The organism is Sphaerisporangium sp. NPDC005288 (assembly GCF_040607475.1).
Taxonomy (GTDB): Bacteria; Actinomycetota; Actinomycetes; order Streptosporangiales; family Streptosporangiaceae; genus Sphaerisporangium; species Sphaerisporangium rhizosphaerae.
In genome coordinates this window covers 199504-214703 of sequence record NZ_JBEXGT010000003.1, presented here as the reverse complement: position 1 = coordinate 214703, position 15200 = coordinate 199504, and the positions used below count along the sequence as shown (strand labels likewise).

General features: G+C 70.8%; 14 protein-coding genes and 1 tRNA gene. 9 read left to right on the top strand and 6 right to left on the bottom strand.

Features of this window, described 5'->3' with window-relative positions; genetic code table 11:
- Positions 1 to 250 precede the first annotated feature (250 nt).
- The 8 genes from ABZU32_RS04595 (at position 251) to htpX (ending at position 9169) form a co-directional block, all read left to right on the top strand.
- A complete protein-coding gene (locus ABZU32_RS04595; protein WP_354917062.1) occupies positions 251 to 1435 on the top strand; it encodes a 4Fe-4S binding protein in 1185 nt (394 codons plus the stop codon).
- Positions 1432 to 1971 (top strand): NADH-quinone oxidoreductase subunit J, encoded by a 540-nt coding sequence (locus ABZU32_RS04590; protein WP_354838085.1) that lies wholly within the window; start codon positions 1432 to 1434, stop codon positions 1969 to 1971. The genes ABZU32_RS04595 and ABZU32_RS04590 overlap by 4 nt, the downstream gene beginning before the upstream one ends.
- Before the next feature lies 1 nt (position 1972).
- The gene (nuoK, locus tag ABZU32_RS04585) at positions 1973 to 2362 is read left to right on the top strand and encodes an NADH-quinone oxidoreductase subunit NuoK (protein ID WP_354917059.1); all 390 of its coding nucleotides are present in this window, start codon (positions 1973 to 1975) and stop codon (positions 2360 to 2362) included.
- A 94-nt stretch (positions 2363 to 2456) separates the two neighbouring features.
- Complete coding sequence (locus ABZU32_RS04580; RefSeq protein ID WP_354917056.1) at positions 2457 to 4409, top strand: NADH-quinone oxidoreductase subunit L; 1953 nt, start codon at positions 2457 to 2459, stop codon at positions 4407 to 4409.
- A 31-nt stretch (positions 4410 to 4440) separates the two neighbouring features.
- Positions 4441 to 4590, top strand: coding sequence for a hypothetical protein (locus ABZU32_RS04575; protein ID WP_354917054.1), 150 nt, complete (start codon positions 4441 to 4443; stop codon positions 4588 to 4590).
- A complete protein-coding gene (locus ABZU32_RS04570; protein ID WP_354917051.1) occupies positions 4590 to 6341 on the top strand; it encodes an NADH-quinone oxidoreductase subunit M in 1752 nt (583 codons plus the stop codon). The genes ABZU32_RS04575 and ABZU32_RS04570 overlap by 1 nt, the downstream gene beginning before the upstream one ends.
- On the top strand, positions 6338 to 8014 hold the full coding sequence (locus ABZU32_RS04565; protein ID WP_354917048.1) for an NADH-quinone oxidoreductase subunit N: 1677 nt from the start codon (positions 6338 to 6340) through the stop codon (positions 8012 to 8014). The genes ABZU32_RS04570 and ABZU32_RS04565 overlap by 4 nt, the downstream gene beginning before the upstream one ends.
- Positions 8015 to 8314: 300 nt before the next feature.
- Entirely contained in the window at positions 8315 to 9169 is an 855-nt protein-coding gene (gene htpX / locus ABZU32_RS04560) for a zinc metalloprotease HtpX (protein WP_354838095.1), read from the top strand.
- 241 nt (positions 9170 to 9410) lie between these two features.
- Here the strand turns inward: htpX and ABZU32_RS04555 are convergent, their stop codons facing one another.
- The 4 genes from ABZU32_RS04555 to ABZU32_RS04540 all read right to left on the bottom strand — a co-directional run bounded on the left by ABZU32_RS04555 (position 9411) and on the right by ABZU32_RS04540 (position 13086).
- Positions 9411 to 9986 (bottom strand): pyridoxamine 5'-phosphate oxidase family protein, encoded by a 576-nt coding sequence (locus ABZU32_RS04555; RefSeq protein WP_354917045.1) that lies wholly within the window; start codon positions 9984 to 9986, stop codon positions 9411 to 9413.
- A 70-nt stretch (positions 9987 to 10056) separates the two neighbouring features.
- Positions 10057 to 11118, bottom strand: a complete 1062-nt coding sequence (locus ABZU32_RS04550; RefSeq protein WP_354917042.1) for a hypothetical protein — start codon at positions 11116 to 11118, stop codon at positions 10057 to 10059.
- Between the two features lie 150 nt (positions 11119 to 11268).
- Positions 11269 to 12366, bottom strand: a complete 1098-nt coding sequence (locus ABZU32_RS04545; protein WP_354917039.1) for a DUF6461 domain-containing protein — start codon at positions 12364 to 12366, stop codon at positions 11269 to 11271.
- Positions 12367 to 12594: 228 nt separating this feature from the next.
- Positions 12595 to 13086, bottom strand: a complete 492-nt coding sequence (locus ABZU32_RS04540) for a YajQ family cyclic di-GMP-binding protein (protein ID WP_354838109.1) — start codon at positions 13084 to 13086, stop codon at positions 12595 to 12597.
- Between the two features lie 140 nt (positions 13087 to 13226).
- Between ABZU32_RS04540 and ABZU32_RS04535 the strand changes: the two genes are divergently transcribed.
- A tRNA-Tyr gene (locus ABZU32_RS04535) sits at positions 13227 to 13308 on the top strand.
- A 249-nt stretch (positions 13309 to 13557) separates the two neighbouring features.
- Here ABZU32_RS04535 and ABZU32_RS04530 read toward each other — a convergent pair.
- Both ABZU32_RS04530 and ABZU32_RS04525 read right to left on the bottom strand, forming a co-directional pair.
- A complete protein-coding gene (locus ABZU32_RS04530; protein ID WP_354917036.1) occupies positions 13558 to 13878 on the bottom strand; it encodes a helix-turn-helix transcriptional regulator in 321 nt (106 codons plus the stop codon).
- A 17-nt stretch (positions 13879 to 13895) separates the two neighbouring features.
- Positions 13896 to 15125 carry a sensor histidine kinase gene (locus ABZU32_RS04525; RefSeq protein WP_354917033.1) on the bottom strand — a complete coding sequence of 410 codons (1230 nt, stop codon included), beginning with the start codon at positions 15123 to 15125 and terminating at the stop codon, positions 13896 to 13898.
- Positions 15126 to 15200: the final 75 nt, after the last annotated feature.

The window sequence follows — 15200 nt, the reverse complement described above, 5'->3', positions numbered from 1 at the left end:
TCCTGGGCCCCCGTGGCCGTTGGTGGGGTGCATACCGCGAACAATACGGCCTCCGGTAGGCTCCCGCATCGGCCACAAGGACCACATGCCCAGGCCGATTAGTCCCCCAAAATCGTGATGATTGTGGAAAACCCGGAGATGGCCGGGGCTCGTGCATTCACGGGGACGCCTATGTGCGCCATGATGTTGAACCGTGGCTCGTATACCAGGAGAAGGGCTGGCGAAGGGTCTGGCCGTCACCTTCCGCCACATGTTGAACAGGGCGGACACGCGGCAGTACCCGGAGGTGCAGCCTGATCTGCCCGCCCGCAGCCGCGGGGTCATCGCCCTGGTCGAGGAGAACTGCACGGTCTGCATGCTGTGCGCCAGGGAGTGCCCCGACTGGTGCATCTACATCGACTCCCACAAGGAGACCGCGCCGGCCCCCGAGGGGGGACGCCCGCGAGCCCACAACGTGCTCGACCGCTTCGCGATCGACTTCTCCCTGTGCATGTACTGCGGCATCTGCATCGAGGTGTGCCCGTTCGACGCCCTGTTCTGGTCGCCCGAGTTCGAGTACGCGGAGTACGACATCCGCAACCTCCTCCACGAGAAGGACAGGCTCGGCGAGTGGGCGCAGACGGTGCCGATCCCGCCCGCGCACGAGCCGAACGCCGAGCCTCCCAAAGAGATCGCCGCCGCCGAACGCGCCGCCTCCCGTCCCGCCCCCAACCGTCCCGGCGCCGCCTCCGGCCCCGCCCCCGACCGTCCCGGCACCGCCTCCGGCCCCGCGCAGCCCTCGGCCGGTGCCGCCGCCCCGTCCGAGACCTCTTCCGGCTCCCCGTCCGCGGCCCCGTCCAGCCCCGCTGCCGCCGCATCCGGGGTTCGGCCCGCGGCTGCCTCCGAGGCTCAGCCCGGGGCCGCGGCCGGACCGGGGGCCACGGCGAGCGGGGCGTCGCCGGGACGTACGGCGCACGCCGCCGTCCGCGCGATCAGGCCCCCGGGCGCGCTCCCCAAGAAGCCCGCCGCCCCACCCCCCGCAGCCGCACCGCCTGCAGCCCCGCCCGCCGCACCCTCACCCCCTGCGGCCCCACCCCCCTCCGCCCGGGAAGAGGCCGCGGAGCCCTCGAGTCCGGAGACCGGCTCCGAGCCCGCACCGCGGACCGGCCAAGAGCCGGGACGCAGACCGGAGGCGGCGCCGCACACAAGGGAGCGCCCGGAGGACTCCGAGGCGCGACCAGAACCAGGGCCGTTCGACGGGCGGCCGAAGCCGGAGCCGTCCGAGGCGCGACCAGAGCCCGGGCCGTCCGAAGGGCGACCGGAGCCAGGGGCGTCCGAGGCGCGACCGGAGCCAGGGGCGTCCGAGGTGCGACCGGAGCCAGGGGCGTCCGAGGTGCGACCGGAGCCAGGGCCGTCCGAAGGGCGGCCGGAGACGGGGACGGTGGGGGAGTCGTGAGCTTCGCGCCGCCCGGCCTGTGGCCCCCCACGGGGCAGGAGATCGTCTTCCTTCTGCTCGGCGTGGTGGCGGCCGGGGCGGCGCTGCTCGTGGTCACCACGCGCCAGATCGTGCACGCCGCCCTGTGGCTGGTCGTCTCCTTCGGCGCGCTCGCCGGGTGCTACCTGGTGCTCACCGCCGAGTTCGTGGCCTGGGTGCAGGTGCTCATCTACGTCGGCGCGGTCGTCGTGCTGCTCCTGTTCGGCGTCATGCTGACCCGCGCGCCGATCGGCCCGTCCACCGACCTGGACTCGGGGAACAAGACGGTGGCCGCGGTGGTCGCCGTGGCGACGGCCGCCGTCCTGGTCACCACCGTGATCGACGGGTTCCGCACCGCCTACGCCCCGCTGGAGCCGGGCGAGGGCGCCGCGAAGCCACTGGGGGCGAGCATCTTCCGTACCTGGGTGCTGCCCTTCGAGGCGCTCTCCGTGCTGCTGCTGGCGGCGCTGATCGGCGCGATCGTGCTCTCCCGTACCGACATCGGCGGAAAGGACTGACGTGCACGTCGTCTATCCCGTCGTGCTCGCCGCGCTGTTGTTCTCGATCGGCGTGTACGGTGTGCTGGCCCGGCGCAACACGATCCTCGTGCTCATGTCGGTGGAGCTGATGCTCAACGCCGTCAACCTCAACCTCGTGGCCTTCGACGTCTGGCTCAAGGACGCCCTGCACGGCGGGCAGGTGCTGACCCTGTTCGTCATCGTGATCGCCGCGGCGGAGCTGGGCGTCGGGCTGGCGATCGTCCTGGCGGTGTTCCGCAACCGGCGCACCATCGAGATCGACCGCCTCCGCGACCTGGCCGATCCGGATCCGGACCCGGACCCGGCCGCCGGCTCACAGGACCGCCCGCACGACGCCGAGACCATCCCGGCCCGAGGCGGTGCGGCATGAGCGCCGGTGCGGTGCGGGCCGACCGGTGGTCACATCCGAGCCCGAGGCGGTGCGGCATGAGGGCCGCGGACGCCGGAGTCGTGGGCGGTGGCGCATGAACGCTCTGCCCGGGCTCGCGGCGGTGGCGGTGGCGCTGCCCTTCCTCGGTGCGGTGGCCGGTCTGCTGGGCACCCGCCTGCCCCGCCGCGGCCGGCCGCCCGGGACGGTCGATCGGGCGGTGTACCGGAGGGCGGCGTGGTTCGCCGTCGCCCCCACGGCGCTCGCCACCGTGCTCGCCGTCTGGGTGCTGGTGACCTACCTCGGCGACCTGCCGTCCGGCTTCACGACCTACGTCCCGATGCACGAGGGTCCCCGGCAGCCCGCCGGCGCCATCGAGAGCACCCTGTCGGTGGTCGGCACCGGGGCCGTCCCGATCACCATCGGCCTGCGCGTCGACGAACTGGCCGCCGTCATCGCGGTGCTGGTGGGGTGCGTGGCGCTCGCCGTGCAGATCTACTCGACCGGGTACATGCGCGACGAACGTCGCTACCCCTCCTACAGCGCGTTCATCAGCCTGTTCACCAGCGCCATGCTACTGGTCGTCTACGCCGCCGACCTGCTGGTGCTCTATGTGGGCTGGGAGGTCATGGGTCTGTGCTCCTACCTGCTCATCGGCCACTGGTGGGAGGACCGCGCCAACTCGCGGGCGGCGGTCAAGGCGTTCCTGGTGACCCGGATCGGCGACGTCGGCTTCCTGTTCGGCGTGTTCACCCTGGGCCTGGCGGCGGGGAGCTTCCGCGTCTCCACGGTGCTGGACCGGGTGCCTCACATGTCCACCGGCACGCTGGTCGCGGCGACGCTGCTCCTGCTGCTCGGCGTGGCCGGCAAGAGCGCCCAGGTGCCGCTGCACACCTGGCTGCCGGACGCGATGGCGGGCCCCACGCCGATCAGCGCGCTCATCCACGCCGCCACGATGGTCGCGGCCGGCATCTTCGTCGTGGCCCGGCTGTACCCGGCGTTCCTGGGCGCCCGTCCGTCGCTGGACCTGCTCGCCGTGATGGCCGCCCTCGGCATGCTCGGCGCGGCGCTGGCCGCCCTGGCCCAGGACGACCTGAAACGGGTGCTCGCCTACTCGACGATCAGCCAGCTCGCGTACATGGCGGGCGCCCTGGCCGCCGGGTCCGACCAGGCCGCGATCTTCCACCTGGTCACCCACGGCGCCTTCAAGGCGCTGCTGTTCCTGTGCGCGGGAGCGGTGATCCACGCCGTCGGCTCCAACCTGATGAGCGACATGGGCGGGCTGCGACGGTCCATGACCGTCACGTTCCCGGCCATGACCATCGGCTTCGCCGCCCTCATGGGGTTGCCCCCCGCCAGCGGGTTCTTCAGCAAGGACGCCGTGCTCGCCGCCATCGAGCACGCGGCCACCGGAGCCGCGCCGCTGACCGACGCCGCCGCGTGGCTGCTGTACGCCTGCGCCCTGGTGACCGTGGCGGTGACCGGGGCGTACGCGACCCGCGCGTGGCTCCGCACGTTCTTCGGGGCGAGCCGCGTGCGCCACGTCCCGCTGCCGGAGCCCGAGCCGGGCGTGGCCCACGTCTGGGACGGGCGTGAGGCTCCGGCGTCGATGCTGTGGCCGATCGGCGTCCTCGTCGTCCCGGCTCTGCTGCTCGGGTTCGCCGGCGCCGGCCTGGTCGAGTGGTCCTCGGCGGTGATCAGCCTGCTCGTGGCGCTGCTCGGCGCGGGCGTCGTGTACGCGTCCTGGCGCGCCGACCCGGCGGCCGACCCGGCCCGCGTGCTCGGGCCGCTGCGGACGCCGTGCGAGCGGGCCTTCTACGTGGACGCGGTGTACCACCGGCTGTTCGTCGCCCCCGTCCTGTGGCTGGCGAGAGCCGTCGCCCGGGCCGACGACACGGTCGTGGACGGGGCCGTCCAAGGGTCGGGAAGGCTCGCGGTCGGCGTCTCGGGCCTGCTGCGGCGCGGCCAGACGGGCAACGCGCAGCTGTACCTGACGGGCGTCCTCGCCGGCGTCCTGATCATCGTCATCGGAGCGGTGGTGCTGGGATGAGCGCGGTCGGCGTCAGTGTGGTGGTGTCGCGATGAGCGCGGTCGTCGTCAGAGCCGAGGGCGGTCGCCCCCGGGGCGGTGGTGTCGTGGTGAGCGCCGTCGTCGTCAGGGCCGAGGGCGGTCGCCGCCGGGGCGGTGGTGTCGTGATGAGCGTGGTCTTCGCCGGGGCGGTGGTGTCGTGATGAGCGCGGTCGTCGTCGGGCTGCTCGCCGTTCCCCTGGCGGGGGCGCTGCTCCTGGTGCTGTTCCCCGGCCCCGGGCGGTGGCCCTGGTACGGGGCCGTGGTGTCCGGGGTGACGCTGGTGCTCGCCCTGGTGCCCCTGGCCCGGTTCGACCACGCGCGGGCCGCGCGGCCGCAGTTCGAGATCGACGCCGCGTGGATCCCGGGCCTGGACCTGCGCTTCCACCTCGGCATCGACGGCATCTCGCTTCCCCTGGTCGTGCTCACCGCGCTGCTGACCTTCCTGTGCTTCGTGTACCTGGTGCGCCATCGGCCGGAAGAGGGCCGCGTCCGGTCCCTCGTGATCACGCTGCTGGTGCTCGAAGTCGGGATGATCGGAACATTCCTCGCGCTCGACCTGCTGCTGTTCTTCCTGTTCTTCGAAGTCGTGCTCGTCCCGATGTACTTCGTCATCGCCGTGTGGGGCGGCGGGGAACGCCGGGCGGCGGCGGTGAAGTTCATCCTCTACACGCTGCTCGGCTCGGCCGTCCTGCTCCTCGGCCTGCTGCTGGTCTGGGCGCACACCGGCACGCTGGACATGGCACTTCTCGCCCGGCGGCACGGCGCCGGGATGTCCCACGGCGTGCAGGTCCTCGCCTTCCTCGCCATCGGCCTCGGCCTGGCCGTCAAGGCGCCGATGTGGCCGCTGCACACCTGGCTGCCCGCCGCGCACACCGAGGCCCCGACCGTCGGCTCGGTGCTGCTCGCCGGCGTGCTGCTGAAGATGGGCACCTACGGGTTCGCCCGCATCGCCATCCCCATCGTGCCGGAGGGGGCCGCCGCGCTCGCCCCGTGGCTCGGCGCGTTCGCGGTCGCCGGCATCGTGTACGGCTCGCTGGCCTGCCTGGCCCAGCGCGACCTCAAACGCATGATCGCCTACTCCTCCGTCGGGCACATGGGGTTCGTGCTGCTCGGGCTGGCGACGCTGACCCCCGTCGGGATGAACGCGGCTCTGTTCGGCAACATCGCCCACGGTCTGATCACCGGCCTGCTGTTCTTCGTCGCGGGCGGGATCAAGGAGCGGTACGGGACGGCCGACATGTCGCGGCTCGGCGGCGGCATGCTGGCCCGGATGCCCTACGTCGCCTCGCTGCTCACCTTCGCCTGCGTGGCCTCCCTTGGGCTGCCCGGTCTGGCCGGGTTCTGGGGCGAGATGCTCGCGCTGCTCGGCGCCTTCCAGCCGGCGCAGGGACTCTCCCGGCCGCTGTTCCTGGTCTTCATGGCCGTCGGCGGCCTCGGCACCGTCCTCACCGCGGCGTACTTCCTGCGCATGCTCTCCCGCGTCACCCACGGCCGGCCGCCCGACGCCGGGCCGGTGCCGGGAGAGCCCCTGGCGGAGGCGCCACCCGGCGAACCCGCGTCCTTCGGCGAACCCGTGGTCTTCGGTGAACCCTCGGTCTCCGGCGAACCTGCTGCGTCCGAGGAAACCCCGGGCGGCGTCCTCGAGGAGACCTGGGGCGAGGTCCCCGCAGGAGCTCCGGGCGGCGCGCCTGCGCAGGTGCAGGGCGCCGCGCCCTCGGAGGTTTCGGGCGGTGTTCCGGTGGCGGTGGCGGGCGGCGTGCCCGCGCCTCGCGGGCCGATGCCGGATGTGAGCGCGTACGAGCTGGCGGCGTGGACGCCCCTGGTGGTCCTCACCGTGGCGCTCGGGCTGTGGCCCAAGGCGCTGCTCGCCGTCACCGACCCGGCGGTTCAGGCGTTCCTGGGGGCACGATGATCCAGTCCATCAACTACGCGGCCATCGCGCCGCCGCTGATCCTCGCGGTGGTGGCCGGGGCGGTGTTGCTGCTCGACGCGTTCCTGCCCCGCGGCGGGCGCACGACCACGGCGCTCGGTTTCCTCACGCTGGCCGGCGTCCTCGCCGCGCTCGCCGTGGTCGCCGCGCAGGCCCTGCGAGGCGGGCGCCTGGCGACCTTCTGCGTCCCCGCGGGCCTGAACGGAGGCGCAGGCGGCGCAGGAGGCACACCAGGCACAGGAGGCGCGGCCGGCGCAGGAAGCGCAGGCGGTGCCGCCTCCTCCTGCTCCTTCGTGGTCGACGGCGTCACCCTCGTCTTCGGCGCCGTCGTGCTCTGCGCCGCCGTCGTGGTCGTCCTGCTGTCCATGGCGCAGCTCGCCGACCGGACGATCCCGCCCGGCGAGTGGTACTTCCTGCTGCTGTGCACCCTCACCGGCGCGGTCACCCTGCCGGCGTCCCGCGACCTCATCATGCTGGTGGTCTCGCTGGAGCTGGTCTCACTGCCGGTCTTCGCGCTCGCCGCGCTCAAGCGGTACGACGCGCGGGGCTCGGAGGCCGCGCTCAAGCTGTTCCTGGTCTCGGTGATCTCGACGGCCGTGATGCTCTTCGGCGTCTCGCTGCTGTACGGCGTGACCGGGTCGGTCCACCTCGACCGCATCGCCGCCCGGCTCCCCGTCTCGGCCTCCGCCTTCCCCCGCATGTACGTCGACTTCGTCGCGTCGGGCGGGGCGGCGGCGGACGGGCCCGGCCAGGTGCCCGCCGGCGTGCTCACCGTGGGTGTCGTGCTGGTGCTCGCCGGGTTCGCGTTCAAGGTCGCGGCGGTGCCGTTCCACTTCTGGGCCGGGGATGTCTACCAGGGTGCCCCGGTGCCCGTGGCGGCGCTGCTGTCGGTCATCTCCAAGTCCGCCGGGTTCGCCGGGTTGATCCTCGTCCTGACCACGGCGCTGGCCGGCCAGGCGGGGATGTGGCGACCGCTCGTGGCGGTGCTGGCCGCGCTCACCATGACCGCAGGCAACCTGCTGGCCCTGCGGCAGCGCCACGCCGTGCGGCTGCTGGCATGGTCGTCGGTCGCCCAGTCCGGGTACATCCTCGCCCCGCTGGGCGTGGCGGGCAGGGCGGCCGTGTCCGCGTCCATCGCCTACCTGGCGATCTACGCGGCCATGAACATCGGCGCGTTCGCCGTGGTCATGGCGGTCAGCAGGAGGGCGGAGCGCAACGAGCTGGACGACTACCGCGGCCTGGCCTTCCGCGCCCCGGTGCCGGCGCTCGCGCTGGCCTTCTTCCTCATCTGCCTGGCCGGGCTGCCCCCGGGACTTGCGGGCATGTTCGCCAAGATCGTGGTGTTCCGCGAGATCGTCCAGGGCGGCGCGGGCTGGCTGGCCGTCGTCATGGCCGTCAACACCGTGATCGGGCTCTACTACTACATCGGCTGGACCGCCCGGCTGTTCGCCCCCGTCCCTGCCACCCGCCCGGTCACCGGCCCCGCCACCGGCCAGGTCACCGTGCCTGCCACCGGCCCGGACGAGGGTGACCTCGTCGACCGGCTCGCCGGGCGTGCCCCCTCCCCGGCGGTCACGGTCGCGATCGCGCTCGGGCTGGCGGCCTCCGTGGCCTTCTCGATCGCCCCGCAACTGGTCCTCTCCGTGGCCGGCTGACCCCGCCGCCCGACCCCCTCCTCCGCCCGCCCCGCCGTCCGGACCCCTCCCGCGCACCCCACCGTCCGGACTCCTTCTCCGCCCGCCCCATTGTCCGAACGACTCCTCCGCCCGCTCCGCCGTCCGGACCCCTCCCGCGCACGTCCCACCGGGTTGGTCCCTTGTCCTGGCGTGCCGACGACGGTCTTTTCCCAGCGTGCTGACATCGCGCGCCCGCCTGCCCCGGTCGCGGGGCTGGGAACGTTGGGGCAGGCCGCGAACGTTGCCAGTAGTGAGCGCAGCGTTCCGAGAGGGGGAAGCGTGCACAACAACGGCCTGCGTACCGCAGTGCTCATGGGCGCCTTGTCGGCTCTGATCCTGATCGCGGGGTCATGGCTGGGAGGCGGCCGGGGCGTGCAGGTCGCCGTGCTCGTCGCCCTGGCCGCCAACGCGGTCGCCTACTTCTTCTCCGACCGCATCGCCCTGTCGGCCATGCGGGCCCGCCCGGTCGGCGAGGTCGAGCAGCCTGGCCTGTACCGCATCGTCCGCGAGCTGTCGACCGACGCCCGCCAGCCGATGCCGCGCCTGTACCTGTCGCCCACCGTGCACCCCAACGCCTTCGCCACCGGCAGGAACCCGCGCAACGCGTCCATCTGCCTCACCTACGGCATCGTGCGATTGCTGGACGAGCGGGAGCTACGGGGCGTGATCGCCCACGAGCTCTCCCATGTGTACAACCGCGACATCCTGATCTCCTCGGTGGCCGCGGCGCTGGCCACGATCATCACCTACTGCAGCTATCTCGCGGTCTTCTTCGGCGGCTCCGCGGACGACGACGAGGGGCCGGGGTTCATCGGCGCGCTGCTGATGATGTTCCTCGGCCCGGTCGCCGCCGGGATGATCCAGATGGCGATCTCCCGGTCCCGCGAGTTCCAGGCCGACGAGTCGGGCGCCCTGCTCACCGGCGACCCGCTCGGGCTGGCCTCGGCGCTGCGCAAGATCGAGATGGGCGCGCGCGACCTGCCCCTCCCCGAGGAGAGCCGGCTGACCTCCGCCTCCCACCTCATGATCGCCAACCCGTTCCGCGGGGCAGGGGTGGGCAGGCTGTTCTCCACCCACCCCTCCACGGCCGCCCGGGTGGCCCGCCTCGAACGCATGGCGGGCTACCGCCGCTGACCAACGGGAGGACCGTCCCGGCCTGCCTCACCAACGAACTGCGTGCGATCGTCCTCGGCACGCGCCAGACCTGTCCGATCGCCAGGTCCCGGACCACGAACGCCTGGGCCCCTTCGCTGTAGTACGCGACGCGCCGCCGTCCCGGCTGACTTGAGCGGAGCGGCGACGTTCGTCTCGTTCTCCGAGGTCGGCTCGGAGTGGTTCTGCGGGAAGGGCGAGGAGCCTGATCGGGACGGGGGGTCTAGGAGCGGTCGTGCGCGGGGTCGGTCTCCTCGGCCTTGAGGGCGGGCAGGCCGTCGATGCTCTCCCGGTTGTGCTTGGCGCGGTACGCGCGTCTCTGCCGCACGTCTTTGCGCTCTCCCCACTCGTCGAGCAGGGTGCGGTCCTCGTCGAAGGACATGTGCGGCACGGCGAAGCCGCAGGAGTCGGCGATGCGGTCGCATTCCACGACGATGACCGACCGCACGCCCGGGTGCGGCCCGAAGCGCCCGAGCAGCCGGGCGAACTCCGGGTCGCCGCTGGTGAGGACGCGGCCCCGGCCGGACAGGCGCACGATGTTCGGGGCGCCGGAGAACGCGGCGAACATGATGGTGATGCGCCCGTTCTCGCGGAGGTGCGCGATGGTCTCGACGCCGCTGCCGTCGAGGTCGAGGTAGGCGACGGTGGTGTCGTCCAGCACGGTGAAAGTGTCGGCGTACCCCTTGGGAGACACATTGACGTGCCCGCCCCTCTCGGGCGCGGTGGCGACGAAGTAGACCGGCTGCTCGGAGATGAACGTGCGCAGCCGGTCGTTCAACGCGTCGTAGACCTTGGCCATTTAGCCCTCCTAAGACCCGATATATCGGACTTTATAGGAGGGGGCATCGGTCATTCCCCGGGGAGATCGGTCATTCTCCGGGAAGCCACCAGGTGTAGATCTTGCCGCGTACCCTGAATGAGTCGATCTTCTTCAGCGCGCCGTCGGACGGGTCGACCCTGCTGGCCGTCACCCGCGTCAGCGTGCCGTCGTCGCTGGAGCGCAGCCGCCAGAGCGTCAGCTTGCCGGACTCGTCCCAGTCGAGCCGGTAGGGGCTCTCGGAGGAGGGAACGTTCAGGTCGACGGCCGGTGAGACCGCGTCCGTGGACAGGTCGTACAGCCGCAGGCGCGGCCTGCCGGACGTCGGGACGATCACGACCCCCACCGTGACGCCGTCGTCGGCGAGCGCGATGGGCGAGTTGTTCGACACGACCTGCGGCACCTCCCGGCTCTCGCCGGCCTGGCCGTCGGTGTCGTACACCGTGAACTCGGTGGTGTTGTCCGCGGTCGTGCGCGACAGCAGAACGCGCCGGCCGTCGGGGCTGAAGCCCTGCACATCGTCCTTACCGGGCAGCTTCACGACCTCGCCCGACCTCAGGTGCACGACGAGCGTCGGCAGCTTGCCGCTCGCGTCGCCGTAGTCGACCACGACGGTGTCTCCGTCGTGGGAGAGCGTGGCCGCGACGTCCTCCATGCCCAGCCTCTTCGGCAGCTTGGCCGAGGAGCCGGGGAGGCCGTGGCTGCGGCCGCTCGCCACGTCCGTCCACACCAGCTTGTGGTCGGACCTGCGGAAGTACACCACCCGCGAGCCGTCGCCGCTGACCGCGAACGGGGCGCTCGACTCCTTGTCCGGCCTGCCGTCGGCGCCGCGCGGGTACACGGTGGCCTCGGGCACCTTCACGGTCTTCCCGCCGCGCAGGCTCAGCGTCCACGAGCCGCACGGGGTGACGTAGTCACCCTTGGCGCAGCTCGCCACCCAGGCGTACCTGACCGCCTTGCCGCTCGCTGTGTTCGTGGTGTGCGTGGTGTGCGTGGTCTCCCGGGTCTTCGCGGTGGAGGCGGCTCCCGTGAACGCCTCCGCCGGGCCGGTGAGGGCGGTGGCGGTGGCCATGGCGGCCATCGCCAGCAGTGCCATTGTGCGCGTCCGCTTCATGCGTGATCCTCTCGTCACCCTCAATAGATGCAGGTCTCCGACGAAAAGTTGAGTCACGATTCAGCGTCGGCCGAGCCCCGACCGACGCCCACAAAACGACAGCAGCCACTATCAGCCATCAATCGCGATATGTCGCGCTATATCGATGCGTTATGCCCCATCAATCGACGCAATTCGGTCATTCGAGCGGTGTAGGTCGCGTTCGATACGTGTGCTCACATTGCTCAGCACGAGCAGGCGCATGAAGTCCTCCCTGGGCAGCCCGCTGAGCCCGAGGGCGGCGCGGGATGCGGCCCCCGCCGCCTCGGCCGGTGAGGCGTTAAGGGCGCTCCGGAGGACGACCAGCGTCTGACCTGCCAGATCCAGCCGGTCCCTCTCACTCGCGTCGGGTGCATCTCGGAGCATCTTCGCCCGTATATCACCGGCCTGCCGGCTCAATTCCGAGCGGAGGGCGTCTCGTTCTCCCTGGACCTGCTCGCCATGATCAATTATTCGCATGACCTTACTGGGAAGTGGACCTTCGAGTGAGGCGGCCGCGATGACGACGGAGACGACCTGTCTGAGGACGGCAGAGGCCATCGCCGGGGACGGATCGTCGAGGATCCGCGCGAACTCCGGCTCGTCCAGGAAGGGGGCTCGGGGATACCGGTATGCGGCTGGAACGAGGGGATCCGGGAGCGCATCGCTGATCTTGAAGACGTATCGGGGAGATCGCAACCACTCGGGAGTCAGCGGCTGTCCGCTGATCTTCTTTCCCAGCGCGAGGACACGCGCCTTGAGTTGCTCGGTCGTAAGACCTTGGTGCAGGCCCACTTCGGCCAGAATGTCGTCCAATGCGGCTGGATGAGCTCCCGACCGTCGCTCGGGGTCGAGGAGTTCGAAGGCGGTTTCGGTCACGCCGTCTACGGCGTAACAGATGGAGCTGTCCAGCTCGACGTTCCAATGGACGTTGAAAGCTCGGCCCCCTTCGGAGAGCGACTCCAGGATGATGTTCCTCGAGCCCTGATATCCACCTGGTTCGTACGCGATCGTCCAAGCGCCGATCGTGGCGAGCTGCACCAGTTCAGCTGTGTCGTCCTCTTCGAGTTCCTCGATCTCGTCTTCCGTGGCCCACAGCCCGGTCTCCATGTCCGCGCCGAACCTGCGCGCCACCTCGTCCAGGTCACGCTGCTGACACCAGGTCAGGCACAGTTGCCTCGACAGGCCGGCGTGCAGTAGCTCCGAGTACTGCGCATCGGCGGAGCTCATATCGTCACCTCGGAAAACGTGGTCCGCCGGGGAGCAAGCGTCGACACCGTACAGCTCCGCCTTGGCGCGGCGCCCATGGTCACACCGGACACGTACGTGGGGAGTGGCCCGAGGCACAGGAGAGAGCGCGTGCCCTGGTGGGCGGCGCGCTCGGCCATGTGCCCCGGATGTGCCCCCCGCGGGCTCCGCCCGATGAGCCGGCAGGTCGGAGCCGTGAAACTCGACTGGCTAGCGGTAGTTCGTGAACTGCAGGGCGATGTCGAGGTCCTTGCCCTTCAGCAGCGCGATGACATCCTGGAGCTCGTCCTTCTTCTTCGAGCTGACCCGCAGCTCCTCCCCCTGGATCTGCGCCTTGACCCCCTTGGGCCCCTCATCTCGGATGATCTTCGAGATTTTCTTCGCATGCTCCTGGTCGATGCCCTCCTTGAGGCCGACGACCAGGTGGTACTCCTTGCCGGACAGCTTCGGCTCGCCCGCGTCCAGCACCTTCAGCGACAGCCCGCGCTTAATGATCTTTTCCTTGAACACGTCAAGGACGGCGCTCGCGCGTTCCTCGCTGTTGGCCTTGATCTCGATGTTGTTCTGACCCGACCAGGCGATGCCCGCGCCCGTGCCCTTGAAGTCGAAGCGGTGCCCGACCTCCTTGACCGTCTGGTTCAGCGCGTTGTCGACCTCCTGACGGTCGATCTTGCTCACCACGTCGAAACTGCTGTCGGCCATCGGTATAGGTGTCCTCTCTCGTCCCTCCGACCCTAGCGACCCAGGAGGTGTCGCGTGTGGATCAGGGCGTCGGCGGCCGTTGTCACAGCCGCCCCGGAAGTCCGCTATTCTTCTACCTGTCGCCGCGAGAGCGAAGACACGGCAGGTTGCCCGAGTGGCCAAAGGGAGCGGTCTGTAAAACCGTCGGCTCAGCCTACCCAGGTTCGAACCCTGGACCTGCCACACCAGCCTGAAGAGGCCCCTGACCAGCAGAGATGCGGTCAGGGGCCGTTTTGTCATGTCCGCTTATGTCCGGCCGTCAGCGGCTCTCAACAGGTGGCTGTGCCCAATGCGTGCCGAAGGACCAAGCCCTTATCTCCTTCTGTTTGAGCGTGTTCGAGAAGGGCTGCTCCGCTGGATGAGCGAGGGGGTGCGCTGCTGTTGTCTCACCACCGGCGCCACTGGCTGACTCGGCCAGGAGCGGCCGGCGGGTCAGCGCATGCCCGGTCTGACCAGGCCGCAGTCGTAGGCGAGGACTACGACCTGGGCGCGGCTGCACAGGCCCGGCTTGGCCATGAGCCGGTTGAGGTGGGTCTTCACCGTGGCCTCGCTCACCTGCAGGGTCTCGGCGATCTGCCCGTTGGACAGCGCACGGCCGACCAGCCGCACCACCTCTGTCTCCCGCGGGGTCAACCCGGCCAGGCTGGACGGCGGCGCCTCCTCGTCCGAGCCCGCCTCGCCGACCACGTCGATGCCCGGGGCGGCTCGCAGCAACGCCGCCAGGCCCGCGCGGACCAGGATCTGGTCGTCCACCACGGCTACCCTGACGTTCACTCGCATCGCCGATCGGTGTCCGGAAGCCCTCTCTCCTGCGGGGACGAGGGCATGGGAAAGGACGCGGCCACCTCGTAGCCGCCCTCGGGGAGCGGACCGGCGGTGATCACGCCATCATAGAGCTTGACACGTTCTGTCATGCCCAGTAAGCCGTGCCCTCCTGAGGAGGTGGGCGCCCGCGTTCCGTGCCCGTCGTCGGTGACGCGGAGGGCGAGGTGGGCCGGGGCGTAGGTCACCATGATCCGTACGTGGGCGTCGTCGCCGGCGTGCTTGAGCACGTTGGTCAGCGCCTCTTGAACGATCCGGAACGCGCACAGGTCCAGGCCCGGGGGCAGCGGCCGCGGCGTTCCCTCGACGGTCATGTCGATGGACGGTCCCGCCCGGCGTATCCGCTCGACCAGCGGCGGCAGGCGTTCGAGACCGGGTGTCGTGGTGTAGAGCTCATCGTCCTCGCCGGCGGGCTCGACGCGCAGGATCGACAGCAGCCGCCGCATCTCGTTCAGGGCCTCGCTGCTGGTGTGGGCGATGACCTCCAGCGCCTGCCGCGCGGTCTGGGGCTCGGACGACGCCACGTAGCGGCCGAGCCCGGCCTGTATGGAGATCACCGACATGTGGTGGGCTACCACGTCGTGCAGTTCGCGGGCGATCTGCATGCGCTCCAGCGTGACCGCCCGATGCGCGGCGGCCTCCTGCTCTTGATGCAGCCGGTCGGCCAGGTCCGTGAGCTGCCTGGTTCGCGACTGCAGCAGTCGCACGCCCGCGCCGACGCACACGGCACAGCCGGACACCATCAGGGCCTGCCCCAGCGCGGACCACACGGCCACGCGCGGCTCATGCAGGGAGGAGGAATGCGTCCACTCGGCGACGACGGGCATGGAGCAGACGAGCGCGGCGCGCATGGGCCGGTGCGCGGCGACGGTGTAGAGCGCCACCAGGGGACCCATGTTGTTGAGCCCGTAGTGGTAGCCGAGCAGGTGGTAGACGATCGCCCCCGATACGCAGATCACCAGTACGGAGTAGGGCGCGCGACGGCGGGCCGCGAGAGGGGCATTGACCAGCAGCGTCAGGGCCAGCGATGGCAGGTCGGCCGGATGATGTCCCTGGGCTGGTTCGATCAGGGCCCACAACCAGCTTGTGATGATCATGAACAGGGCCAGGGCGGTGTCGGCGATCTCCGGTTTGACCTGTGACAGCCGCCGAACCGACGGTGGCGCGCCGTAGAGCATCCGTCAGGCTAACCCCGCGCGTTCCCGGCTCGCATCAACCCGGAGGTGAAACCGTGTACCGCGGAAGTCGCACTC